Here is a 21,906-nt window from a genome sequence, read left to right as displayed (position 1 = left end):
AGCACGTCGACCGCCGTTAGAGGTTAGAGGTAGCTTACTGTATTGGTCGAGCTCCGGCGCCCCGCGGTTCGGGTGTGGGCCCTGCCTCCAGGCGGTTTATCGCCCCCCCCCTGCCGAGCCATAGGTCTGATAGTTGGGGCGAATCTCATAGAGCTGCTGGCGGCTATAGCCCATAACTTTGCATGCCTTGCTGACATTACGCAGTTCCTGCGTCAGATCCAACAGACTGAGTTTGCGACGTGCTACTTTTTCTTCCGTGGTAATACGTACTCTTCGGATCATGCAACCGGTAGGGATACCCGTTTCATAACCCGGCTTTGAGTCGTATGACTACGCCCCAACGCGTACAACTGTCAGGTCAATACCACCTCAGTACAAATAATGTCCTGCATCACCGCGCTTTTGCGCTTGGCCGTCCAGCGTTTGAGGTCCTCTTCCATCTTCATGCTCATCGAAAATTCCCTCATGACAGGCTGAGAATAGGACCTCGTGGCATAGTCACCACTCAGCAATCGGACGAGCTCGACCTAAACATCCTCGCCAGGGAACCGTGGATTAAATCCCGCAACCTGCAACCAGCCTTGTTCATCACGCAGATATAGCTGTCCCGTCCCCCATCCAATGCCACGGCCCCGAGTGTGAAAGCACTTTGAGCACATGCACGCCCAATAGCTGGCACTCTTTACGCCGCCATCGATCATGTACTTGTCTCTGTATAGTAGGCGACGACACAAATCGCAATGATCGGGGGGCGGTAAAAAGTAAACCAAACGGCTCCTCGCTTCATCCATGTCTACCAAGGCATCGAGGGTCTGATCTGCATCCGAGTGGACACTCGCTTCTTCCACTGCGCGGGGCGAAGTAGCCGGTTCATTCAGCGCGTCATCCCACGCACTTCGCGGTAAGCCTAAAACAACGCCTGTAGCAGTCATGATCCTGCTTTCGTAATCAACGTTCGTAATGCGCACGACCCCTGAAAAAGTGCTTTGACCGGAAGAGGGCCGAAACAGTGTGAATGCCGTTGACGTTGTGATCCATTGAGGGTCGATGAATACAACAAGCTTAAAATCGCCCAACGTGGCGTAAATATGCGAGTCTTTTCGCAAATCTCCTGAAAACACCTGTTGTCGATAGGCGTCAGACCCGATGGCGTCCATGGGAACGTTTTTCGTCCGAAACCGCAATCGGTCGAACGATAACAATGCCCCAATATGGCCTTCGTGCATCTTCAATAGCGAGACAGGAATCGTCATCAGCTCAAGGTGCGCAAGTACTGACTGGAACGCATTCATTAAATGGTTCAAGTCCCATCCTAAGCTGTGTAAAGTCTTGTTCTCTTTATATCGACTAAGGTCCACCTTGAATCCGTGCAGCTCTGCCTGCTCGCATAATCTGGGCACATTAATGTACGTTAGTTGTGAAAGATTGGATTTCCACGGCTGAGGTCTGCCTAAATTTTTCTCTATCCAATCAAGATGTTCCTGCTTCTTTCTATGCAGCAGATCTATCGTATATTCATGCTCAGCGTCGTCGATAATCTTGTGATGCTTCCGGCATAACAGCATAAGATTGTCGGGGTCGTTGCGCTCTTCAATAGATAAATGCGAAACTCCTCGGGCCGCATCTGCTCGTTCACCGACAATATGCGCAACCTCGCCAATCAAAGATGTCGTGCCTCCCGCCGTTTCATGAATGACTTCTTCCCTACAGTGGGCGCATCTCGCAGCGAACTGACCCCAAATAATTTTGTATGTTTTCTCGGAAATTGGCATCTGATTGCTCTTGAGTTTTTGATTCACAGAGATATGGTGCTATTAGCATAACCTATGCCGGCAAAGTCGTGCGCTTAGTGCGTTCGCTGGGAATGACTCAAGACCTTCGAAAACGGCCTTCGTAATTGCTTGCTCGATCCCATACCTCACCCGCGATTCCGACTGGAGGATATACCTCTCGGACCTACCGTTAAATTTAAAATTGCAGCTCTCGCGCATGAAAACCAGACGTTAGTCGCGGCGGTACTGAGCTGCCTGCGCTGGATCTTCGACCTCAACAGTCGCCGGCGATTGGTTCGACGGTGGCTAGACTAGCTTCAAGTAAAGAGCTGCCTCTTTTCCCGGGAAGGCAATCCGAGACGACGCCGCACAATTGGATCATTGCAACGATACCCTTTGGCTTGCTGCGGCCCGGGAATGACAACTTTAAAGCGCCTCGCCCCAAAAAATGCGGACAGGCTCCGCTAAGTACCAATGACAAAATTGTCCCTCCTACATCCAACGCCCCTCCATGTCACCATACACTCATGACTGTCACCTCTCCGGTGCCGGTTTGGAAGCCGGAAAGCTATAGGCGGAAAGCCGCAACGATTTGCGGCCTGACTCATTCCTATAGAAGGCAGTCCCCCATGCTGCACCCCCTCACCCAAAACCCCTAGCATATCCACACCGACCGCGAATCCGGCCCCGTCTCCCTCTCCCACCTCCACCAACTAGACCGCACCCGCTACGCCATCCAGACCATCGCCCGCATGGTCGGCAACAGCGCGTCCGAACCCGACGCCACCGGCTCCCCACCGCTAGACCCCTGGGCAATCACCGCCCTGATGGGCGGCGTCCAAAGCCTCTGCGAGCACCTCGGCACGCTGACCGAAGCCATGCTCGACCAAGCCCTGCAACCCGACGACGAAAAGGAAGCCCCCAACCCCACCCACAACGCTCCCCCCGCGATCCAATAACATTCACGAAAATAATTCCTACATAACCGGGAATTTATATCGTTTTGAGGATCGCCCCGCGAGGCCTTGTAATGCGTGTTCGCTTATTGCCGTTCACGCCTTCAAGAAAATTCCTCGCTATGAATCCCATCGGATACCGCATTCTTCCCCGGCCCGCGCCGGCCGTCGCCGCTGACGTGCTGGCCGGTTTTGCCGCCATTGGCTCGGCCCAGATCAGCGATTGCATGAACCGCCTGTACGGCGTCAGCGGGCTGCGTCCGCTGCACGCCGGCAACCAGCGCACGGTTGGCCTGGCGCTGACGGTGAAGACGCGGCCGGGCGATAACCTGATGATCCACAAGGCGATTTCGCTGGGTGGCGCGGGCGATGTGATCGTGGTCGATGGCGCCGGCGATACCAGCAATGCGCTGGTCGGCGAGTTGATGATGATGGATGCGCAGGGGCGCGGCATCGCCGGGTTCGTGATCGACGGCGCGGTGCGTGACCTGGATGTGTTCGCGCAGGGGCAGTTCGGCTGCTTTGCGCGCGCGGTGTCGCACAAGGGGCCGTACAAGGACGGCCCGGGCGAGATCAATGTGCCGGTGTCGGTGGGCGGCCAGGTGGTCAACCCGGGTGATGTGGTGGTCGGCGATGCCGACGGCGTGGTGGTGATTCCCGCCGAGCATGCCGCGGCGGTGTTGGCGCTGGCGGCCAAGAAGGAAGCCGACGAGGCGGTGGCGAAGGAGAAGCTGCGCGCCGGCACCTACACCAAGCCCTGGCTGGAGAAGACGCTGGCCGAGAAGACGGGAGCCGCGAAGTGAACCAAACCCCGACGCAAACCCAGGCCCAGACTCAGCCCTCGCAAGCCGCCAGCATCGTCGCCGACCGCATCAAGCGCATCAAGCTGTCGCCCAGCGTGGCGGCGCGCGCGATTATTGCCGAGCTGCGCGAGCAGGGCCGGCGCATTATCGACCTGACGATCGGCGAACCGGATTTCTCGACGCCGGAGCATATCCGCCAGGCGGCCACGGCCGCGATGAACCGGGGCGAGACCAAGTATCCGCCGGCCCAGGGCACGGTGGCGCTGCGGAAGGCGGCGCGGACGCATCTGCTGGAAGCGACCGGCGTCGATTACCCGGCGGCGCGCATCATTGTAAGCACGGGCGCCAAGCAGGTGATTTTCAACGGGCTGGCGGCGACGCTGAACGAGGGCGACGAGGTGCTGATTCCGGCGCCGTTCTGGGTGTCGTATCCGGACATGGTGCTGGTCAACGGCGGGGTGCCGGTGACGGTGCCGACGACGCCGGCCACGGATTACAAGCTGACGCCGGAGGCGCTGGAGCGCGCCATCACGCCGCGCACCAAGTGGCTGATGATGAACGCGCCCAGCAATCCGACGGGCTCGGTCTACACTGCCGACGAGCTGCGCGGGCTGACCGCGGTGCTCGAGCGCCATCCGCATGTCTGGCTGATGACGGACGATATTTATGCGCGGTTGAACTTCACCGACGCGCCGACGGTGCATCCGTTGCAGGTGGCGCCGGCGCTGGCGGCGCGCACGCTGGTGGTCAATGGCGTGTCCAAGGCCTATGCGATGACGGGCTGGCGCATCGGTTACGGCGCCGGGCCGGATGAGCTGATCAAGGCGATGGCGATTCTGCAGTCGCAGAGCACGTCGGGCGCGTCGTCGGTGAGCCAGGCGGCGGCGCTGGAGGCGCTGTCGGGGCCGCAGGACTGCGTGACGGAGTTTGCGCGGGTGTTCCGCGAGCGCCGCGATCTGGCGGTGGCGGAGCTGTCTGGCACGCCGGGGCTGGCGATCGTGGTGCCGCAGGGCGCGTTCTACGTGTTTCCGGATTGCTCGGGGCTGCTGGGCAAGCGCACGCCGGCAGGCGTCGAGATCCGCACCGATACCGACCTGACGCATTACCTGCTGCGCGAGGCTGGCGTGGCGGTGATCGACGGCCATGCCTATGGCGCGCCGGGCACGTTCCGGCTGTCGTTCGCGGCTTCGCTGGACGATATCCGGCAGGGCTGCACGGGCATCCGCGAGGCTTGCGCCAAGCTCGTCTAGTTGTTCCCGGGCCCGCCGACGAGCGGGCCGGTTCCGTTTTTCTGTTCAAACCACAACACAAGGGGAATCACCATGAAACGCCATTCACTTATCGCCGCCTGCCTGGGCCTGGCCGCGTTGTCGCTGGGCGCTGGCGCGCGCGCCGACCAGGTCGCGGACATCAAGGCCCGCGGCGAATTGATCTGCGGCACGCTGGGCACGTCGCAGCCGTTCAGCTTCCAGGATGCGGCGACGCGCCAGCTGGTGGGCTATGACGTCGACATGTGCAAGCTGGTGGCCGACAAGCTGGGCGTGAAGGTCAGCTACAAGCTGCTGTCGGTGGCGGCGCGCGTGCCGGAGCTGAACGAGGGGCGCGTCGATATCCTGGCGGCGAACCTGGGCTATTCGCCGGACCGCGCCGAGCAGATCGCTTTCAGCCACGCGTACTACGTCAGCCCGCAGAAGCTGCTGGTGCGCAAGGATTCGGGGCTGGACACGATCGAGTCGCTGAACGGCCGCCGCGTCGGCGCGACCAAGGGTTCCAGTTCGGAACGCGAGATCAAGCGCATTCTCGATAAGTCGCAGGTGATCGGCTACGGCGACAGCTCGGCCACGTACCTGGCCCTGCAGCAGAAGAAGGTGGACGCGCAGTTCGCGTCGGAACTGGTGCTGGTGCGCCTGGTGTTGCAGAGCCCGCCGACGGCGCCGGTCAGCGTGATCGCCAAGTCGGTGTTCGACGAGCCGTGGGGCCTGGGCGTGCGCAAGTCGGAGCCGGGCATGCTGACGGTGGTGAACCAGGCGCTGGACGAGGCGGAAAGCTCGGGCGTGGCCGCACAGTTGTTCGACAAGTGGTTCGGCGCGCAGACGCCGTACAAGCTCGAGCGCGGTTTCAAGATCGGCCCCATCGCGGGCTGAACGCCGGTACCGCGCAATGAGCCTACTTGACGCTTCGCAATACCAGCTGCTGGCCAGCGGCATGGTGGTGACGCTGCAGCTGTTCCTGGTGTCCTGGGTGATGGCGTTCACGATCGCGGTGACGCTGGTCGTGGTGCGCGCCACCAACCTGGCGCCGTGCCGCTGGCTGGTCGACGCCTATGTGGAATACCACCGCAACGTGCCGCTGCTGGTGCAGGTGCTGTTCTGGTACTTCGGCATGCCCGAGCTGCTGCCGGAGGGTTTCCGGATGTGGCTGTACCAGCACAACGCCGAGATGTCGCTGGCGGCGATCGCGCTGGCGCTGGGGTCGGCCGCCTATATCGCCGAGGACATCCGCAGCGGGCTGCGCGCCATTCCCGGCACGCAGTTCGAGGCGGCCCGGGCGCTGGGCGCCAGCTATCTGCAATGTATGCGCTTCGTGATCGTGCCGCAGGCGGTGCGGATTTCCATCCCGCCGCTGGTGGGCCGCGCCTTGCTGTTGTTCAAGAACACCAGCGTGGCCATGGCCATCGGCGTGATGGAGCTGACCTACCAGGCGCGCGAGATCGAGAACGAGACCTATCGCACCTTCGCTACGTTTGGCGCGGCGACCCTCATGTACCTGCTGGGATCCTTCCTCATCATGCTGATCGGATCGCGCATCTATGCGCGCTACCGCCTGAACCGGGGAGGCCACGGTGCTTGATCTCCTGTCGCAATACTGGCCGACGCTGCTGGTCGGCCAATACCCCAATGGGCCGCTGGGCGGCCTGGCGCTGACGCTGATCCTGGCGTTGTGCGGCCTGGCGCTGTCGCTGCCGCTGGCGCTGGCCATCGCGCTGGCGCGGGTCAGTCCGTTTGGCTGGCTGCGCGTGGCCAGCAAGACGCTGGTCAACGTGGTGCGCGGCATGCCGCTGCTGATGCTGATCTTCTGGGCCTATTTCGTCATTCCGAAGCTGACGGGGCAGGTGATCAGCGGCTTCTGGACGCTGATCGCGGCGCTGGTGGTGTACGAGAGCGCCTATCTGTCGGAGGTGATCCGCTCGGGCATCGAGGCGGTGCCGCGCGGCCAGATCGAGGCCTCGCGCTCGCTGGGCGTGGGCTACTGGACCACGATGCGCCGGGTGGTGCTGCCGCAGGCGCTGTTCAACGTGCTGCCCAGCATGACCAGCCAGTTCGTCTCCACCATCAAGGAGACCTCGCTGGGGTATGTGATCAGCGTGAACGAACTGACGTTTGCCGCCAACCAGGTCAACAACCTGGTGCTGACCAAGCCGCTTCAGGTGTTCGGCATCCTGGCCATCATCTATTTCCTGGTGTGCTTCAGCCTGAGCCGCGGCCTGTCCTGGCTGGACCTGCGCATCCGCCGCCAGCGCGCCATGGCCTAGGGCCCGTGCGAGGCCCCTTTTAGCGAGAACAGGCCCTGAGCCGGCGCTTATCGGAATTCATCATGATCAAGCTTGAGAAAGTCAACAAATGGTATGGCGCGCATCACGTCCTGAAGGACGTGGACCTGTCGGTCGCGCGCGGCGAGGTGCTGGTGGTGTGCGGGCCGTCGGGCTCGGGCAAGTCCACCATGATCCGCACCATCAACCGCCTGGAACCGATCGAGAAGGGCCGCATCCTGATCGACGACGCCGACATCTATGGCAAGGGCGTCAACCTGAACGCGCTGCGCCAGAAGATCGGTTTCGTGTTCCAGCAGTTCAACCTGTTTCCGCACATGAGCGTGCTGGACAACGTGGTGTTCGCGCCGGTCAACATCCGCAAGCAGCCGCGCAAGCAGGCCACCGAACTGGCGCGCCAGCTGCTGGCGCGGGTGGGGCTGGAGCACAAGATCGACGCCTATCCCGGCTCGCTGTCGGGCGGCCAGCAGCAGCGCGTGGCGATCGCCCGGGCGCTGGCGCTGCAACCGCCGGTGATGCTGTTCGACGAGCCCACCAGCGCGCTCGACCCCGAGATGGTGGGCGAGGTGCTGCAGGTGATGAAGGGCCTGGCCAAGGAAGGCATGACCATGGTCTGCGTGACGCACGAGATGGGGTTCGCGCGGGACGTGTGCGACCGGGTGGTGTTCATGGATGCGGGCGAGATCCTGGAGATGGATACGCCGGAGCGCTTCTTCAGCGCGCCGCAGCATCCGCGGGCGCAGCGGTTCCTGGCGGATATCTTGCATCCGCGAGGGTAGGCGGGGCGCGGAGCCTACCGTCCGCCCGGTTCCTTGCGGACCGGGCGGCGCGCAGCCGCGCTGCTGTCGACGATAATGTGAGGGTTCTTCATGCATTTCACGTCCACCGCCGCGATGTACACCCTCAAACAGCTGGAGGCGTTCTACTGGAGCTCGCAACTGGGCAGCTTCAGCGCGTCCTCGCGCAAGCTGCACACCACCCAGTCGGCGGTCGCCAAGCGGGTGGGGGAACTCGAAGCCTTCGCCGGCGCGCCGCTGTTCGAGCGCCGCGCCAAGAAGCTGGTGATGACGGCGCAGGGCCGCAAGCTGTTCGAGCTGGCGCGCGAGATGCTGGACCTGAACAGCCGTATCGTGCAGAACATGGCCGACCCGGCCAGTTTCGAGGGCGTGGTGCGGCTGGGCGTGACCGAGCTGGTCGGCATGACCTGGCTGGCGCGGCTGGTCAGCCAGATCAGCCTGCGCTATCCCAAGGTGCAGCTGATGCCCGAGATCGACGGCGGCATCACGCTGTATGAGCGGCTGGAGCAGGACCAGCTGGACCTGGCCATCATGCCGGGACCGTTCTGGAGCTATCAATACGACTGCGTCCACCTGGGCGCGGTGACCAACGTCTGGATGGCCAGCCCGTCGCTGGACATCGATTTCTCGGCGCGGTTGGCGCCGCAGGACCTGGCGCCGTATCCGGTGATCTCGCAGCCGACCAATTCGGCGCTGTCGCATCTGTACGATGCCTGGTTCGCCGAGCAGGGCCTGTCGGTCAAGCGGGTGCTGACCTGCAACAGCCTGGGCATGATGGCGCAGCTGACCATGCTGGGGCTGGGCATCAGCTACCTGCCGGGGGCGTATTTCGCGCCGCTGGTCGAGCGCGGGGCGTTGTGCCGGCTGGATGTGCAGCCGGATCTGCCGACGATCAATTACTACGCGGTGCACAAGAAGAGCATCGTCAACCCGGTCGTGTCGCGGGTGATCGATATCGCGCGGGAGGAGTGCGCGTTTGAGGTCGCGGGGGCGTTCCTGCCGCATGTGCCGCCGGCGGTGCGGCAGGGCGGGGAGTAGGGCGGGGCGGCGTTACAACGATCCGTGGCTATTGAGGCAGTTCCGTCCTGGCAGGCCTGCACGCCTGCCAGGACGAAACGTTGCCCAAAGAACGGGTTTACTTTCCCGCCCTCGGACTCTACCGTGGCATGGGCCGCGTTGCGCTTGGCGCGGGTGCGTACAGTGCATCGGCGCGCAAGGCTTCATAGGCGGCGCTCTGCCCGAACGGCTCGTGCGTGATCGTTGCGCCTGCCTTGAGGTCGGACAGAATGTCGCTTCGGATGGCGATCGCCTGATGCCCTCGCATCCGTCTGGAGGGATAGCAGAAACCATCGGGTATTGCATCCGGTTCACGGCTCATCATGGCTTCGCGAAGACGATGCCCGATCCAATGGCACGCTTCGTAGTCGCTCGATGAAATCGTGTCGTGAATGCCAAGCTTGGCACACGCTTCACCCGACAGGTTCCAAAGGCGGAGATCACGGCCGAAGGCCAGGGTGCCGATGACACCGGTTTCAACCGCCGATGGATGTATATAGAAATGCCCCGCGCGCGTGGCGTCGTGTCGGACGAGTTGGCCTTCCCAGAGAGCGGTGGAGAGGTCCCGAGCGAGGTAGAGCCAAGCGTAGGGCAGCGGTTCATCTTCCTGACGCAACGCCATCGGTGGGCCGAACCGATAGGGATTGATCAGGACTTCCGGCAGCAGGTATTTTGCGTCGCCGGCCGTGCGGTATAGAACGGTGCCCGCCGCCAGCCGCTCGACGGAATGGGTTAGCGCGGCCAGCAGGGCGGCGGTACTGGGAACTAGTGCCTGTAGGTGAGACGGCGGCTCGTAACGCGCTTGTTCATCGAATGGCATACCACGACCGATTTCAATCAGTCATGCCCCTTCCTGCATACCTTGCAAGCGCCAGAACCCGCTGCAGCCGTTCTGCCGTCGACAGCGAAAGCAGTCGCGCCTGTGCGGGCGATACTGCGCCTCGATTTTCAAACGGCAGGCCCGCCAACATTTCCGCGGGCGACAGTTCGTTGAGGTCGTCTTGCTGGGTAACGAAAAAAGCATGAAGCTCGAACTGCAACACTCCACGCAACTCGGTGATGACGTGCGGCAAAAGGCTGGGAACCGGATCAACGAACTGCCAGGCCGGGAACATGCGCCCATTCTGTTTCGCTGACGGCTTCACGCAATAGAGCTTGCCGGCCTTGTCGTATCGATACAGGGTCGTCAACGCGCTCAGCTTTTGCTTCGCAACCACCTCGGCGGGAGACCACATGGTAACTGGCAGAGCGGCCGCCTTTTCTTCGGGCAGCGCTACATTTGCGTCACATACCAACCAATCTTCGAGCTGTCGCACAAGGATGTTCAGCAGGTCGTCCGTGCGGCCAGGTTTCTGGAGCGGGGAGAGCTCCTTGGCCAGCGTGGACGCCATGCTTTTGATCACTGCGTGGGGATCGCCTGGATAGCTTCCATTGACAATCGCCCGGACATCTTTGGGGGTTGCTTGGTACTTAAGTGAGACCAGTCCCATGGTTACCTCCTCAGGCGAATAGCGGCGGTGCTGCGACCGGGGCCATTTGCCGTCGAGTGGTGGCGCTACTGCGCGTCGTGTTGTTTCTGGACGTGGGGGGAGAGCCCGTTGCGATTCGGGCAAGAAGTCGAATGCGCCGCTCGCCCAGCAAGCGTCGGACGACCCAGATCAATCTTTCCCTGAGCCGGCCGAGCTCAAGTTTGTGGATGCCGTAGCGTTCTTCCTCTTGATAGGCGATGCCACGAAGCACATCAAACGCATATTCAAGAAAGTCACGACTATTGCTTGTCGGATGGGTCTGCTCATAGCGTTCGACCGCTTCTTGGTACGCCTGGCTTGTAGCCTCGTCCAGGCCGAGCGCCATGATTTCCCTGCAAGTGAGCAGGTTGCTTTCTGAGCGAGACGATACGGTGGCGGTCATGCGACCCTCATGGGTGAACATCCGAGTTGGTTCATAGCTTAGTCTATTTTTTCCACTTTTTCCATTTTTTTCATATTTCTCATCCAATCAATACTCCCCGGCTCCGGACAAACCCAAGACCCCTGCAACCGTTCCCGGATCTGCGCCAGATCCTGCTCCACCAGCAAAACCCCATCCCGAAACACCGGCACCAACGCCCCGCCTTCCGCCTGTTCCTGCGTCTGCTGGTCGCGCAGCACATACCCCGTCGCCGTTTCATCCACCCGCAGCAACCCCTTGGCCGAACGCTTCACGCCGGAGTCGGTCACCGGGTCCTTCACCAGTTCCTGCGGTTCGCCATTGACCTCGGCGTACGTCGCCTTGAGCGCCCAGCCGAAGCTGTCGCGGGTCAGGTATTGGTAGGTGTAGGAGCCGATGCCCAGGACCACGTTGCCGGACGCAAACCCCTTTCTTTCCAACCGCACCAGGATGTCGCGGCCACGCGCCAGCGTGATGGAATCGCCGTAGATCAGGCCGACGTGCGGGTCCAGCAGCTTGTAGCCGCGCTCGGTCACCACGCCGCCGAAGATGTCCCACAGGCACTGCACCGCGCCTTTGACTTCGGCCTCGCGCAGCGTCTGGCTGGCGCGGGCGTCGTCGTCGAGCCGCCAGGTGAGGCCGGTGGCGATATCTCGCACGGCCTCGAATCCGTCGCGGCGGGCGGCGGCCAGGGCCGGAGCGTCTTCCACGCTGGACACGTCCGTGCAGAAGTAGCCGGTCAGGATCTTCACCGGGTCGCCCGAGTCCGGGCGGAACACGACCTTGGCGTTGCCGAAGGGATCGGGCTGGCGCGCCAGGATTTCCGACTTCAATGCGGCCGCGAAGTCCGTGACCACTTGCCAGAAGTCCCAGGTGTCGGACACCACCGACACGATACCGGCCGGATAGACCTGCGTGACCAGGCGGCGGATGGTTTCGATTTCGCCTTCCTTGCTGCCCAGGCACATGACCGAGTGTTCGGTCGCGGGCACCGAGCCGCCGACCAGTTCGCGGTCGGAGTCGGCGCCGTAGATGTCTTCCAGGTAGTCGATGGCCGGGATGGTGTCGGTGCCGGTGAACGACAGCAGGTGGCCGGCGCCGCTCTTGCGGGCGTCGTACAGGCCGGACATGCCGCGCATCGAGAAGTCGTGGCCTTGCCAGTTGACGAAGTCCATCGGGCTGCCGGTCAGGCGGGCGAAGTAGGTCAAGAGCTTGCGATATTCGAAGGCGATGGTGGCCACGGTGGACGGCTTCCACGATTCGCAGCTGAACAGCGTTTCGATGTAGGTGACCAGCCAGGCGAATTCCGGCTTGGTGTTGACGAAGGTGACGGGCGGCACGCGGATGTCGACGCGGGCGCCTTCGGGCAGGGAACGGATTTCCAGCGGCAGATAGCCCAGCTCGTACAGCGCCTGCAGGTGATCGACGGTGACCGCGCCCTTGCCCAGCGCGTTGTCGACGCGGCGCTGGTACTGGCGCACGGCGGCGCTGGCGGGCTTGCCGAAGAATTCGCGGTTGAACAGGTCGATCAGGATTTCCTTGATGAAGCCTTGCAGGCCGAACCAGACGATCTTGTTGTCGAACAGTTCAGGCAGCACGGGCGCCAGCCGGGCCGAGCGCGGCGTGAAGTTGGCCAGGATCTTGTTGGTGCCCCTGGGGTACTGGAAGGGGTGGCCGGTCTTGTAGAAGTCGGCTTGCAGGAAGGGGTTGATGCCGTTCTTGAGGGGGGCGGGGGTATTCATGGTGTGGACTCCTGCTTGATGTTCAGTTGGCCGCGGCGGCGATTGCGGGGGCGCAGGCCGCTTCCATGGCGTTGGCGGGCATGGCGGCGCTGGCGGCTTCGGTCGTGTTGACCAGGACGGGCGCGCCGGCGCCTTCGCTGGCAGTCCAGTCGTAGGCGGTGTAGATCCCGGCGTAGCGGGCGTTCAGTTCGGCGAAGCCCTTGCTGAAGAGGCCATGGGTCACGTACAGGTAGAGGGGCTGGCCGGTCTTGTCGCGCAGGGCGTTGGCCAGTTCCAGGAAGGTGCGGCCGCCGTCGCAGATGTCGTCGACCACCAGCACGGGTTGCGCGGGGATGTCGTCGGGCACGCGGGTCTCGGTGATGCGGCCGGTTTGCGGGTCGCGGACTTTTTCGGCGTAGCGGACGTCGGCCACGCCCAGCTTTTTGGCCAGGGCCTGCACGCGCTTGCGGGCGCCGGCGTCGGGCGCCATCAGGGTGACGCCGTTGGCGAAGGCGGGGTTGGCCAGCGCGTTCTTCAGGAAGGCGGCGGCGTCGATCACGCGGACGCGTTGCAGCAGGGCGGGGGTGACGTCGCTGTGCGGTTCGACCACGGTGACGGTGGCGTATTGCTGGTCGTTGATCAACTTGCAGAACACCGCCGCGCCGAGCGCCTCGCCCGGATTGCAGACTCGGTCCTGGCGGGCGTAGGGCACGTAGGGCATGTCCAGGTGCACGGGCGCGGCCGGGTTCAGGCGGCGCAGCGCGTCGGTCAGCATCAGCAACTGCATGACGTCGTCGGCCGATTTCAGCAGGGCGTGGATGCGGAATTCGCTGGCCGCGTCGGCGCGGGCCTGCCAGGCCGCGGGCACGGTGACCTGGCTTTCGCCGCCGGGGAACACGAACGCGCTGGGCGTATCGATGTGGCGTTGTCCTTCTACTACCGCGGTGAGGGTGAACATGATTTGGCCTTAGTGGCAAATTAAAACTAAGTGAGGCAAGTATAAGCCTGCTTATTGTTTATTTGCAACTAAGAGGAATTCGGCGCGGGGTTAGCCGACGCTGCGGTCGAACAGGGCGAAGTCTTTCAGGCGGTACAGGCGGGCGGGACGCTGCGCGCCCAGCGCGTAGTCGTCGGTGGCTTCCAGCACGTCCCAGGCTTCCATCTTGCGGCGGAAGTTCGATTTCTCGAGCGTGGTCTGCAGGATGGCTTCGTAGGTGCGCTGCAGCTCGGTCAGGGTGAAGCGTTCGGGCAGCAGGAAGAACGGCAGGGTCGAGTAGCTGGATTTGCCGCGCAGGCGGGCCACGGCGGCGGCGACGATGTCGGCGTGGTCGAAGGCCAGCGGCGGCAGCGCGTCCACGCTGACGAACCGGAAGCCGGCGGGGGCGGCTTCCAGTTCGGCGGCCGGCACCAGCGCCACGTAGGACACCGACAGCGACCACTTGCGCGGGTCGCGGTCGGGGCCCGAGAACACCTGCAACTGCTCCAGGTAGCGCGGCTCGAAGCCGGTCTTCTCGCGCAGCACGCGGCGGATGCTGGCCTCGGTGCTGGCGTCTTCGTCCACGTGCACCACGCCGCCGGGCAAGGCCATGGCGCCCTTGAACGGCGCGCGGTCGCGCGGGTGCAGGGCGATTTCCAGGCCGGTCGTGCGCAGGGTGAGCAGGACGGCGTCGACGGTGACGAGGGGCTGTGGGTGGTCCAAGTGGGGTTCCGGGCGTGGCACTTCGGGGTAAGGTGCCACTATGCGACGGATTGGTCAACCGCGCCCGTCGAACTAGCCCGCGGCGCCGATCCCGTCCAGCTCGGCCACGGCCTGCGGCGGCAGCGCCAGGCTGGCCGCGGCGACGTTCTGCCGCAGGTGTTCCAGCGACGAGGTGCCCGGGATCAGCAGGATGTTGGGCGAGCGTTGCAGCAGCCAGGCCAGCGCGGTCTGCATCGGCGTGGCCTGGCATTCGGCGGCCACGCGCTCCAGCGTGGCCGATTGCAGCGGCGAGAAGCCGCCCAGCGGGAAGAACGGCACGTAGGCGATGCCGTCTTGCGCCAGCCGCCCGATCAGCGCGTCGTCGGCGCGGTGCGCGATGTTGTACTGGTTCTGCACGCAGACGATGTCGGCGATGCCGCGCGCCTGCGCCACCTGGCGCGCGGTGGCGTTGCTCAGGCCCAGGTGGCGTATCAGGCCCTTGCGCTGCAATTCGGCCAGGGTGGTCACCGACTGTTCGATGTCGCCTTCGGCGGGGCCGGCCACGTCGAACATGAGGCGCAGGTTGACCACGTCCAGCATGTCCAGGCCCAGGTTGCGCAGGTTGTCGTGCACCGCCGATTCGAGTTCGGCGGGCGAATTGGCCAGCAGCCACGAGGCATCGTCGCCGCGACGCGCGCCGACCTTGGTGACGATGGTCAGGTCGTCGCGGTAGGGATGCAGCGCTTCGCGGATCAGTTGGTTGGTGATGTGCGGGCCGTAGAAGTCGCTGGTGTCGATGTGGTTGATGCCGAGCTCGAGCGCTTCCCGCAGGACCGCCAGGGCTTGCGCCTTGTCCTTGGGCGGTCCGAAGACGTGGGGGCCGGCCAGTTGCATGGCGCCGTAGCCCAGGCGGTTGACGGTCAGGTCGCCCAGCGCATAGGCGCCGGCTTGTTGAATCGAGGTCATGAGGTGCTCCAGGGAGGGAATGACAGCGAGTCTAGGGCGGCGTGGGGCGTGCGACAATCCTTGGTAATCGCACAGCTTGTGCGTAATGGCGAACAATCGGGGCCGGCCATGTCCAATCTTCAAGACATCAGCGCCTTTGTCGCGGTGGCCACGCATGGGGGATTTCGCGGCGCGGCGCGCCAGACGGGGACCAGCGCGTCGCAGTTGAGCGAAGCCGTGCGCCGGCTGGAAGCCCGGCTGGGCGTGCGGCTGCTGAACCGCACCACGCGCAGCGTGGCGACCACGGCGGCCGGGCAGCGCCTGCTGGAGCAACTGGCGCCCGCGCTGGACGCGGTCGAGTCGGCGCTGGACGTGGCCAACAGCTTTCGCGACCGGCCGGCGGGCCGGCTGCGGCTGAATGTGCCGCTGTCGGCTTCCCGGCTGGTGCTGCCGCGCATCGTGCCGCCGTTTCTGGCCCAGTATCCGGAGATCCGGCTGGAGGTGATCGTCGACGATCGCTTTGTCGAGCTGCTGCAGTCCGGCTGCGATGCGGGCATCCGGTACGAGGAAAGCATGGACCAGGACATGGTGGCCATCCCCATCGGGCCGCGGCGCCAGCGCATGGCGGTGGCCGCCGCGCCGGCCTACCTGGCCCGGCATGGGCGGCCGCAGCATCCGGAAGACCTGCGCCAGCATCTCTGCCTGCGCGGTCGCTTCGCCAGCGGCGCCATGCCGCCGTGGGAGTTCGCCAAGGACGGCAAGTCGATCACGGTGGAGGTGGACGGCCCGCTGATCGTCAGCCTGGGAGAGGCGGTGGATCTGGCGGTCGATGCGGCGGTGGCGGGCGCCGGGGTGGTCTTCCTGTTCGAGGAATGGCTGCAGCCCTATCTGGACCGCGGCGAGCTGGAACCGGTGCTGCAGGATTGGTGGCCGAGTTTTACCGGGCCGTTGCTGTATTTTCCGGGGCGGCGCTATCTGCCGGCGCCGCTGCGCGCGTTCGTGGATTTCGTCCAGGCGACGCGCTGGTAGCGAGCGTAGGCGGGGGGCAGGGGCATTAATCCGGCGGCGGCATGCGATCGGCGAACGCCTGCGCCGACAGGCTGAAATCGTCGATCAAGGCCGGGTTCAGTTCGGGGCAGACGCTGCCCCGCATCTGTTGCAGCCACTGGTGGAAGGCGGCGAAGAACGCGTCGGTGGCCGGCGTCAGCTCGAACACGCCGGCATCGGTGTGGGTCAGCGCCAGGGCGGCGACGATGCGCTGGAATTGCGTGGGATGGGCCGCGATGTGACGCGGCGGCACCTGCATCAGGGCCCGGATCAGCTTCATTTCCTGGGCCAGGTCCATGATGGTCGGCAGGCCGGCGACTTGCTTGCTGAGGGTATGGAGATCCATGGGCAGGTGAGCCTTCACGAAGATTCCATGAGGGATGGCGGGACATCGGCGCCATCCTGAAAAATCGGGCGCGGGGCGGTGGTGCCCGCCGCGCCCGTCTTGCGGTTCACGCGGGACGGTCAGCCGCAGCGGATCGCCGTCATCACATCCTTGTCGTCGACGATCAGGTTCAGGCGGGTGTCGTTGTATTCCATGGTGACCAGCTGGCCGGGGCGCAGGATGCGGGCGGTGGTGGCGCCGCTGCGCTTGCGCAGGTCTTCCAGGACGGACTGGGTGGCCTTCTGGCCGATCTGCGATTGCAGCGCGCCGGCGTCGCAGGTCTTGCCAGAGGAGGGGATGGCGGAGGGCGATCCGTACGTCGCGCCGGACGAGCTGTCGGCGGCGGCGGGCGAGCTGGAGGAACTGGAGGCGGCGGACGGGGAAGAGGAACGCGGGGCTCCGGAATTGGCGCAGGCGCTCAGCGTGGCTACCAGCAGAACGGGAATCAGCTTGCGGATCATGATCACTCCTGAAAAAGAAAACGTTTCCACGGCGCGGCCGGCGTGCGGGCTGGCGGGCGGCGCGGAAAATCCATCATAGACCAGCCGCCCGCGCCGCGCTTGGCCTTGGCGCGGGCGGCCTCGCTCCGGGTCGCGGCATCCGGCTGTCGTGTCGTGGCGCCGTCCGGTTGTCGCAACCTGTCGTCTCAACCCACGCGCGCCCCGTGGCGCCGGTGCCATGGGGCGCGCGCCGCCGTCAGTGGAAATTGCGACTGGGCATGCTCAGGCCGCCCAGCAAGTCGGACAGGTCCACCAGCCGCTGCGCGATCAGGTGGCGCACGCCGTCCACGCTCTGCCAGCTGCCGTAGACGCCGAGCAGGGAGGAGGCGAGCAGTTCGCGGCGCTGGCGTTCGATCAGTTCGGGACGCACCACCACGTTGACCGGTCCGGTTTCGTCTTCCAGGGTGACGAAGATGACGCCCTTGGAGGTCTGCGGCCGCTGGCGCACGGTGACGATGCCGCAGGCGCGGGCCACGCGCTTGTCGGGGTAGCCGTTGAGCACGCTGGCCGGCTGGAAATTACGCGCCGCCAGTTGCGGCCGCAGCAGTTCGACGGGGTGGCGCCGCAGGGTCAGGCCGACGCTGCGGTAGTCGGCCGCGACGGTCTGGTTCTCAGTCGGCGCGGCCAGTCGCGGCGTCTCGGTTTCGTGGATGGCGGCGTCGCGCAGCAGGTCGCGGCTGTGGACGCTGGCGGCGGCTTCCCAGCTGGCCTGGCGGCGGTGGCCGGCCAGGGTCAGCAGGGCGTCGCCGGCGGCCAGCGCGTTCAGGTCGTGGCGCGTCAGGGCGGCGCGGCGGGCCAGGTCGCCGGTGCTGGTGAAGGGGGCGTCGGCGCGGGCGGCCTCGATGCGGCGGGCGCTGTCTTCGTGCAGGCCCTGGATCAGGCTCAGGCCCAGGCGCACGGCGGGGCGGATCTCGTCCGAGGCGGGGGCGTGGGGATGCGGCCGGCGCGGCGGCGCGTCGGCCGGCGCGGTCTCCAGCGCCGCGTCCCAGCCGCTGACGGTCACGTCCGCCGGCAGCACCCGCACGCCGTGGCGGCGCGCGTCCTGCACCAATTGCGCCGGGGGATAGAAGCCCATGGGCTGGGAGTTGAGCAGCGCGGCCAGGAAGGCCTCGGGCTCGTGGCGCTTGAGCCAGGAGCTGGCGTAGGCCAGCAGCGCGAAGCTGGCGGCGTGGCTTTCGGGAAAGCCGTATTCGCCGAAGCCTTCGATCTGGCGGAACAGCGCTTCGGCGAAGTCCAGCGTGTAGCCGTGCGCCAGCAGGCCGCCGACCAGCTTGACGCGGTATTTGTCGACGCCGCCCTTGCGCTTCCAGGCGGCCATGGAGCGCCGCAGCTGGTCGGCGTCGCCGGGCGTGAAGCCGGCCGCCACCACGGCGATCTGCATCACCTGTTCCTGGAAGATCGGCACGCCCATGGTGCGGCTGAGCACGCCGCGCACCTTTTCGCTGGGATAGGTTTCCTTTTCCTTGCCCTGGCGGCGGCGCAGGTACGGATGCACCATGCCGCCCTGGATCGGGCCGGGCCGCACGATCGCCACCTGCACCACCAGGTCGTAGTATTTGCGCGGCCGCAGGCGCGGCAGCATGCTCATCTGGGCGCGCGATTCGATCTGGAACACGCCGATGGTGTCGGCCTCGCAGATCATGTCGTAGGTGGGTTCGTCACCCTCGGGGATGTCCTGCAGGCGCAGCGGCCGGCCACGGCGCTGGCCGGCCAGTTCCAGGGTGCGGCGCAGCGCCGACAGCATTCCCAGCGCCAGCACGTCGACCTTGAGCAGCTTGAGCGCGTCCAGGTCGTCCTTGTCCCATTGCACCACGCTGCGGTCGGCCATGGCGGCGTTCTCGATCGGCACCAGCCGCGACAGCTTGCCGCGCGAGATGACGAAGCCGCCCGGGTGCTGCGACAGGTGGCGCGGAAAGCCCATCAGGGTCTGGGCCAGCGCGGCCCACTGCCGCGCCACCTGCGATTCCGGATCGAGGCCGCAGGCGCCCAGGGTGCGCAGCATTTCCTTCTTGCCGTCCCACCACTGGTGGGCGCGCGCCACCGCGTCGATCACGCCCGCGTCCACGCCCAGCGCGCGGCCGGTGTCGCGCAGCACGCTGCGCGGCCGGTACGAGATCACCACGGCGGTCAGGGCGGCGCGCTGGCGGCCGTATTTGCCGTAGATGTACTGGATCACTTCCTCGCGCCGCTGGTGCTCGAAGTCGACGTCGATGTCGGGCGGCTCGTTGCGTTCCTTGCTGATGAAGCGCTCGAACAGGTTGGTGCCGCGGCGCGGGTCGACCTCGGTGATGCCCAGGCAGTAGCACACCGCCGAGTTGGCGGCCGAGCCGCGCCCCTGGCACAGGATGCCGTTGTTGCGGGCGTACAGCACGATGTCGTAGACCGTGAGGAAGTAGGCCTCGTATTGCAGGTCGGCGATCAGCGCCAGTTCCTTGTCGATCTGTTCGGTGACGTGGGCCGGCGTCCCGTCCGGAAAGCGCCGCGCCGCGCCGGCCAGGGTTTCCTGGCGCAGGTAGGTGGCGGGCGTGTGGCCGCGCGGGATGATCTCGTCGGGGTATTCGTAGCGCAGTTCGTCCAGCGAGAAGGCGCAGCGCCGCGCCACCACCAGCGTCTGCGCCAGGGCCTCGGGCGGATAGAGGTTGGCCAGCCGCATGCGGGTGCGCAGGTGTTGTTCGGCGTTGCCCGACAGCGCGTAGCCGCATTGCGACACGGGCTGGTGGATGCGGATGCCGGTCAGGGTGTCGTGCAGCGGCTTGCGCGAGCGCACGTGCATCTGGACGTGGCCCAGCGCCACCACCGGCAGGTCGGCGGCGCGCGCGGCGTGGTCGACGGCGGCGCGGTGCAGGTCGTCGCGCGAGCGGTACAGCAGCGTCAGGCCGACCCAGGCGCGGTGCGGGAAGGTGGCGGCCAGCCAGCGCGCCTGCCGCGCCATGCGGTCGGGGTCGTCGCCGTAGACCGGCGACAGGATCGCCAGGCATTCGGGCAGGTGGCGCAAGTGTTCGTAGCCCGGCGGCGGGGCGGTGAAATCCTCGGGCGCCAGCCGGTATTCGCCCTTGGGGGCGCGGGTGCGGGCCAGGGTGATGAGTTCGGACAGGTTGCCGTAGCCCTCGCGGGTCTGGGCCAGCAGGGTCAGGTCCAGCGGCGCGGCCTCGGGCCCGGCGCGCAGCCGGAAGGTGGCGCCGATGATGAGCGGCAGCTTCTGGGTCTTGGCCTCCATGTGGGCGCGCACCACGCCGGCCAGGCTGCATTCGTCGGTGATGGCCAGGGCGGCGTAGCCCAGCTCGGCGGCGCGGGCGGCCAGTTCCTCGGGGTGCGAGGCGCCTTGCAGGAACGAGAAGTTCGACTGGCATTGCAGTTCGGCGTAGCCGGGCAGCCCGGTCGGCGGGCCGGGGGCGTCGTCATGGGGATCGTCGGGCGCTTGCATGGCGGTCAGGCGTACAGCCCGTGCAGATACCAGCGGGCGTGCTCGTCGTCGCGCTCGCGGTAGATCCAGTAGCGCGCGCTGGCGGCGTCCTCGGCCACGAAGTAGTCGCGCACGGTGAGCGCCGGGTCCCACCAGCCGCTTTCGATGCGCTCGGGGCCGCGCATCAGCCGCAGCGCCTGGCCGGCGTACTGCGGGCGGTGGCCGGCCAGCTTCAGCGGCAGTGGCGGATCGAGCAGCCAGAAGGGGCGGTCCAGCGGGTCGGGCAGCGGTTCGGGGCGCTGCGGCGGCTCCAGCGCGTCGCCCCAGGCATTGGCGGCCTCGGGCCGGTGGTCGGGGGCGGGACAGGCGTGGCGCACCTGCTCGCGGCCCAGCCGCGCCGTCAGCAGGTCCAGCAGCCGGGCGTGGTCGGCGGCGGTGCCGCCGGGCTCCGGGAACAGCGTGGTGCTGGCGGCGGGCTGTTCGGTGGTGTCGGGCGCCAGCAGCGTCACCGCGATCACCGGCGCTTCGAGCGTCAGGCGGCCGAGCTTTTCGCGCAGCAGGTTGAGGATCTGCGGCGCCTGCCAGACGGGTTGGGCCAACGCCAGTTCCAGGTCGGTGGGCGGGCGCGCGTGGCGGCCGCGCTCGTGGTCCAGGCGCAGCAGCACGCGCCGCACCGCCAGCTGCCGCGCCGTCAGCCAGCCGCCCAGCTGTTCGGCCAGGCGCCGCGCCACGGCCAGCACCGCGTCGGTGTGCTCGAGGTATTCCATCAGCTCGATGCGGCGCTCGAAACGCGGCGGCGGCTCGATCCAGCGATGCAGCTCGGGCAACTGGCCGTAGGCCGCGTCCAGCGCCTGCAGCAGGTCGGGCGCGCTGCGCCGTTGCAGGCCGGCGCGCGGCAGGGCGCGCAGGTCGGCCAGGGTATGGCAGCCGATGTCGTTGAGCCAGTCCAGGCGCGGCTGGGCCTGGGGCAGCAGGGCCACGGGCAGGGCGTCGAGCCGGTGCGCCAGCGTGCGCGTGGTCAGCACCCGGCGTGGCGGCCTGCGTCCGCCGCGGTGCGCCAGCAGCCAGGCGCCGGCGGCGGTGGGCGCCATGCCCAGCGACACGCGCAGGTCCAGCGCGGCCAGCGTGGCGGCCACGCGCCGGTGCAGCGCGCGCGGCCCGCGGAAGAACAGCAGGCTGGCGCCGACGTTGAGCAGCACGGTGTCTGCGTCCGCCAGCGCGACCTCGGGGGTGTATTGCAGCAGCGCCAGCGCCGCGCCCTGCAGGGTGTCGGCCTCGGCCACCGGGTCGCGCGTCAGCAGTTCGACCTCGGGCGCGATGGCGGCCGCGCCGCCGCGGCGCATGCCCGGGCGCACGCCGGCCTG

At 65.9% G+C, this 21,906-nt stretch carries 21 protein-coding genes and 1 pseudogene; 9 read left to right on the top strand and 13 right to left on the bottom strand.

Annotated elements, in window-relative coordinates; translation table 11 throughout:
* Positions 1-42 precede the first annotated feature (42 nt).
* Both H0523_RS21205 and H0523_RS21195 read right to left on the bottom strand, forming a co-directional pair.
* Positions 43-264: pseudogene (locus H0523_RS21205) on the bottom strand (helix-turn-helix domain-containing protein); the annotation flags it as partial.
* Between the two features lie 263 nt (positions 265-527).
* Entirely contained in the window at positions 528-1,799 is a 1,272-nt protein-coding gene (locus H0523_RS21195) for an HNH endonuclease signature motif containing protein (protein WP_197287370.1), read from the bottom strand.
* 725 nt (positions 1,800-2,524) lie between these two features.
* On the opposite strand from H0523_RS21195, the gene H0523_RS32320 reads away from it, so the two are divergent.
* From H0523_RS32320 to H0523_RS21155, 8 genes are all read left to right on the top strand, one after another.
* On the top strand, positions 2,525-2,731 hold the full coding sequence (locus tag H0523_RS32320; protein WP_231689873.1) for a hypothetical protein: 207 nt from the start codon (positions 2,525-2,527) through the stop codon (positions 2,729-2,731).
* Between the two features lie 119 nt (positions 2,732-2,850).
* Positions 2,851-3,531, top strand: coding sequence for an RraA family protein (locus H0523_RS21185; RefSeq protein ID WP_054431238.1), 681 nt, complete (start codon positions 2,851-2,853; stop codon positions 3,529-3,531).
* Entirely contained in the window at positions 3,528-4,781 is a 1,254-nt protein-coding gene (locus H0523_RS21180; protein WP_054431240.1) for an aminotransferase class I/II-fold pyridoxal phosphate-dependent enzyme, read from the top strand. The genes H0523_RS21185 and H0523_RS21180 overlap by 4 nt, the downstream gene beginning before the upstream one ends.
* 72 nt (positions 4,782-4,853) lie before the next feature.
* Entirely contained in the window at positions 4,854-5,675 is an 822-nt protein-coding gene (locus H0523_RS21175) for an ABC transporter substrate-binding protein (protein ID WP_054431242.1), read from the top strand.
* Between the two features lie 16 nt (positions 5,676-5,691).
* Entirely contained in the window at positions 5,692-6,381 is a 690-nt protein-coding gene (locus tag H0523_RS21170; RefSeq protein WP_006386293.1) for an amino acid ABC transporter permease, read from the top strand.
* Positions 6,374-7,063: an amino acid ABC transporter permease gene (locus H0523_RS21165; protein WP_006386294.1), complete on the top strand. Its 690-nt coding sequence runs from the start codon at positions 6,374-6,376 to the stop codon at positions 7,061-7,063. The genes H0523_RS21170 and H0523_RS21165 overlap by 8 nt, the downstream gene beginning before the upstream one ends.
* 62 nt (positions 7,064-7,125) lie before the next feature.
* On the top strand, positions 7,126-7,860 hold the full coding sequence (locus H0523_RS21160; RefSeq protein WP_054431244.1) for an amino acid ABC transporter ATP-binding protein: 735 nt from the start codon (positions 7,126-7,128) through the stop codon (positions 7,858-7,860).
* A 90-nt stretch (positions 7,861-7,950) separates the two neighbouring features.
* A complete protein-coding gene (locus H0523_RS21155) occupies positions 7,951-8,916 on the top strand; it encodes a LysR family transcriptional regulator (protein WP_156350070.1) in 966 nt (321 codons plus the stop codon).
* 118 nt (positions 8,917-9,034) lie between these two features.
* Here H0523_RS21155 and H0523_RS21150 read toward each other — a convergent pair whose 3' ends face one another.
* The 7 genes from H0523_RS21150 to H0523_RS21120 all read right to left on the bottom strand — a co-directional run bounded on the left by H0523_RS21150 (position 9,035) and on the right by H0523_RS21120 (position 15,228).
* Entirely contained in the window at positions 9,035-9,754 is a 720-nt protein-coding gene (locus H0523_RS21150; RefSeq protein WP_054431245.1) for an RES domain-containing protein, read from the bottom strand.
* A 13-nt stretch (positions 9,755-9,767) separates the two neighbouring features.
* Positions 9,768-10,424 carry a hypothetical protein gene (locus tag H0523_RS32315; protein ID WP_231689872.1) on the bottom strand — a complete coding sequence of 219 codons (657 nt, stop codon included), beginning with the start codon at positions 10,422-10,424 and terminating at the stop codon, positions 9,768-9,770.
* 10 nt (positions 10,425-10,434) lie between these two features.
* Positions 10,435-10,845 (bottom strand): hypothetical protein, encoded by a 411-nt coding sequence (locus tag H0523_RS21140; protein ID WP_156333311.1) that lies wholly within the window; start codon positions 10,843-10,845, stop codon positions 10,435-10,437.
* 38 nt (positions 10,846-10,883) lie between these two features.
* Positions 10,884-12,605 carry a nicotinate phosphoribosyltransferase gene (locus H0523_RS21135; protein WP_054431251.1) on the bottom strand — a complete coding sequence of 574 codons (1,722 nt, stop codon included), beginning with the start codon at positions 12,603-12,605 and terminating at the stop codon, positions 10,884-10,886.
* A gap of 22 nt (positions 12,606-12,627) precedes the next feature.
* On the bottom strand, positions 12,628-13,542 hold the full coding sequence (gene prs, locus H0523_RS21130) for a ribose-phosphate diphosphokinase (RefSeq protein WP_054431253.1): 915 nt from the start codon (positions 13,540-13,542) through the stop codon (positions 12,628-12,630).
* A 90-nt stretch (positions 13,543-13,632) separates the two neighbouring features.
* Positions 13,633-14,283, bottom strand: a complete 651-nt coding sequence (locus H0523_RS21125) for an NUDIX hydrolase (RefSeq protein ID WP_054431255.1) — start codon at positions 14,281-14,283, stop codon at positions 13,633-13,635.
* Positions 14,284-14,355: 72 nt separating this feature from the next.
* The gene (locus tag H0523_RS21120; RefSeq protein WP_054431257.1) at positions 14,356-15,228 is read right to left on the bottom strand and encodes an aldo/keto reductase family oxidoreductase; all 873 of its coding nucleotides are present in this window, start codon (positions 15,226-15,228) and stop codon (positions 14,356-14,358) included.
* 108 nt (positions 15,229-15,336) lie between these two features.
* On the opposite strand from H0523_RS21120, the gene H0523_RS21115 reads away from it, so the two are divergent.
* A complete protein-coding gene (locus tag H0523_RS21115) occupies positions 15,337-16,236 on the top strand; it encodes a LysR family transcriptional regulator (RefSeq protein ID WP_054431259.1) in 900 nt (299 codons plus the stop codon).
* A 25-nt stretch (positions 16,237-16,261) separates the two neighbouring features.
* Here the strand turns inward: H0523_RS21115 and H0523_RS21110 are convergent, their stop codons facing one another.
* The 4 genes from H0523_RS21110 to H0523_RS21095 all read right to left on the bottom strand — a co-directional run.
* Entirely contained in the window at positions 16,262-16,600 is a 339-nt protein-coding gene (locus H0523_RS21110) for a hypothetical protein (protein WP_054431261.1), read from the bottom strand.
* A gap of 119 nt (positions 16,601-16,719) precedes the next feature.
* Positions 16,720-17,100, bottom strand: a complete 381-nt coding sequence (locus H0523_RS21105; RefSeq protein ID WP_054431263.1) for an I78 family peptidase inhibitor — start codon at positions 17,098-17,100, stop codon at positions 16,720-16,722.
* Positions 17,101-17,335: 235 nt separating this feature from the next.
* Positions 17,336-20,563, bottom strand: a complete 3,228-nt coding sequence (locus H0523_RS21100; RefSeq protein WP_054431266.1) for an error-prone DNA polymerase — start codon at positions 20,561-20,563, stop codon at positions 17,336-17,338.
* A 5-nt stretch (positions 20,564-20,568) separates the two neighbouring features.
* The coding region (locus H0523_RS21095; RefSeq protein WP_257225163.1) for a Y-family DNA polymerase at positions 20,569-21,906 on the bottom strand (1,338 nt) is incomplete at its 5' end.

Origin of the sequence: Achromobacter insuavis, from assembly GCF_902859645.1 — a bacterium.
Taxonomy (GTDB): Bacteria; Pseudomonadota; Gammaproteobacteria; order Burkholderiales; family Burkholderiaceae_B; genus Achromobacter; species Achromobacter insuavis.
Note: the sequence above shows the minus strand (reverse complement) of the source record. Positions and strands in the feature narration are given on the sequence as shown.

What these genes read in the sequence shown, in the direction of transcription:
- H0523_RS21150 (WP_054431245.1), bottom strand. Translation starts at nt 9,754, where the DNA reads ATGCCATTCGATGAACAAGCGCGTTACGAGCCGCCGTCTCACCTACAG.
- H0523_RS21110 (WP_054431261.1), bottom strand. Translation starts at nt 16,600, where the DNA reads ATGGATCTCCATACCCTCAGCAAGCAAGTCGCCGGCCTGCCGACCATC.
- H0523_RS21120 (WP_054431257.1), bottom strand. Translation starts at nt 15,228, where the DNA reads ATGACCTCGATTCAACAAGCCGGCGCCTATGCGCTGGGCGACCTGACC.
- H0523_RS32320 (WP_231689873.1), top strand. Translation starts at nt 2,525, where the DNA reads ATGGTCGGCAACAGCGCGTCCGAACCCGACGCCACCGGCTCCCCACCG.
- H0523_RS21155 (WP_156350070.1), top strand. Translation starts at nt 7,951, where the DNA reads ATGCATTTCACGTCCACCGCCGCGATGTACACCCTCAAACAGCTGGAG.
- prs (WP_054431253.1), bottom strand. Translation starts at nt 13,542, where the DNA reads ATGTTCACCCTCACCGCGGTAGTAGAAGGACAACGCCACATCGATACG.
- H0523_RS21175 (WP_054431242.1), top strand. Translation starts at nt 4,854, where the DNA reads ATGAAACGCCATTCACTTATCGCCGCCTGCCTGGGCCTGGCCGCGTTG.
- H0523_RS21160 (WP_054431244.1), top strand. Translation starts at nt 7,126, where the DNA reads ATGATCAAGCTTGAGAAAGTCAACAAATGGTATGGCGCGCATCACGTC.
- H0523_RS21185 (WP_054431238.1), top strand. Translation starts at nt 2,851, where the DNA reads ATGAATCCCATCGGATACCGCATTCTTCCCCGGCCCGCGCCGGCCGTC.
- H0523_RS21135 (WP_054431251.1), bottom strand. Translation starts at nt 12,605, where the DNA reads ATGAATACCCCCGCCCCCCTCAAGAACGGCATCAACCCCTTCCTGCAA.
- H0523_RS21170 (WP_006386293.1), top strand. Translation starts at nt 5,692, where the DNA reads ATGAGCCTACTTGACGCTTCGCAATACCAGCTGCTGGCCAGCGGCATG.
- H0523_RS21105 (WP_054431263.1), bottom strand. Translation starts at nt 17,100, where the DNA reads ATGATCCGCAAGCTGATTCCCGTTCTGCTGGTAGCCACGCTGAGCGCC.
- H0523_RS21100 (WP_054431266.1), bottom strand. Translation starts at nt 20,563, where the DNA reads ATGCAAGCGCCCGACGATCCCCATGACGACGCCCCCGGCCCGCCGACC.
- H0523_RS21115 (WP_054431259.1), top strand. Translation starts at nt 15,337, where the DNA reads ATGTCCAATCTTCAAGACATCAGCGCCTTTGTCGCGGTGGCCACGCAT.
- H0523_RS21140 (WP_156333311.1), bottom strand. Translation starts at nt 10,845, where the DNA reads ATGACCGCCACCGTATCGTCTCGCTCAGAAAGCAACCTGCTCACTTGC.
- H0523_RS32315 (WP_231689872.1), bottom strand. Translation starts at nt 10,424, where the DNA reads ATGGGACTGGTCTCACTTAAGTACCAAGCAACCCCCAAAGATGTCCGG.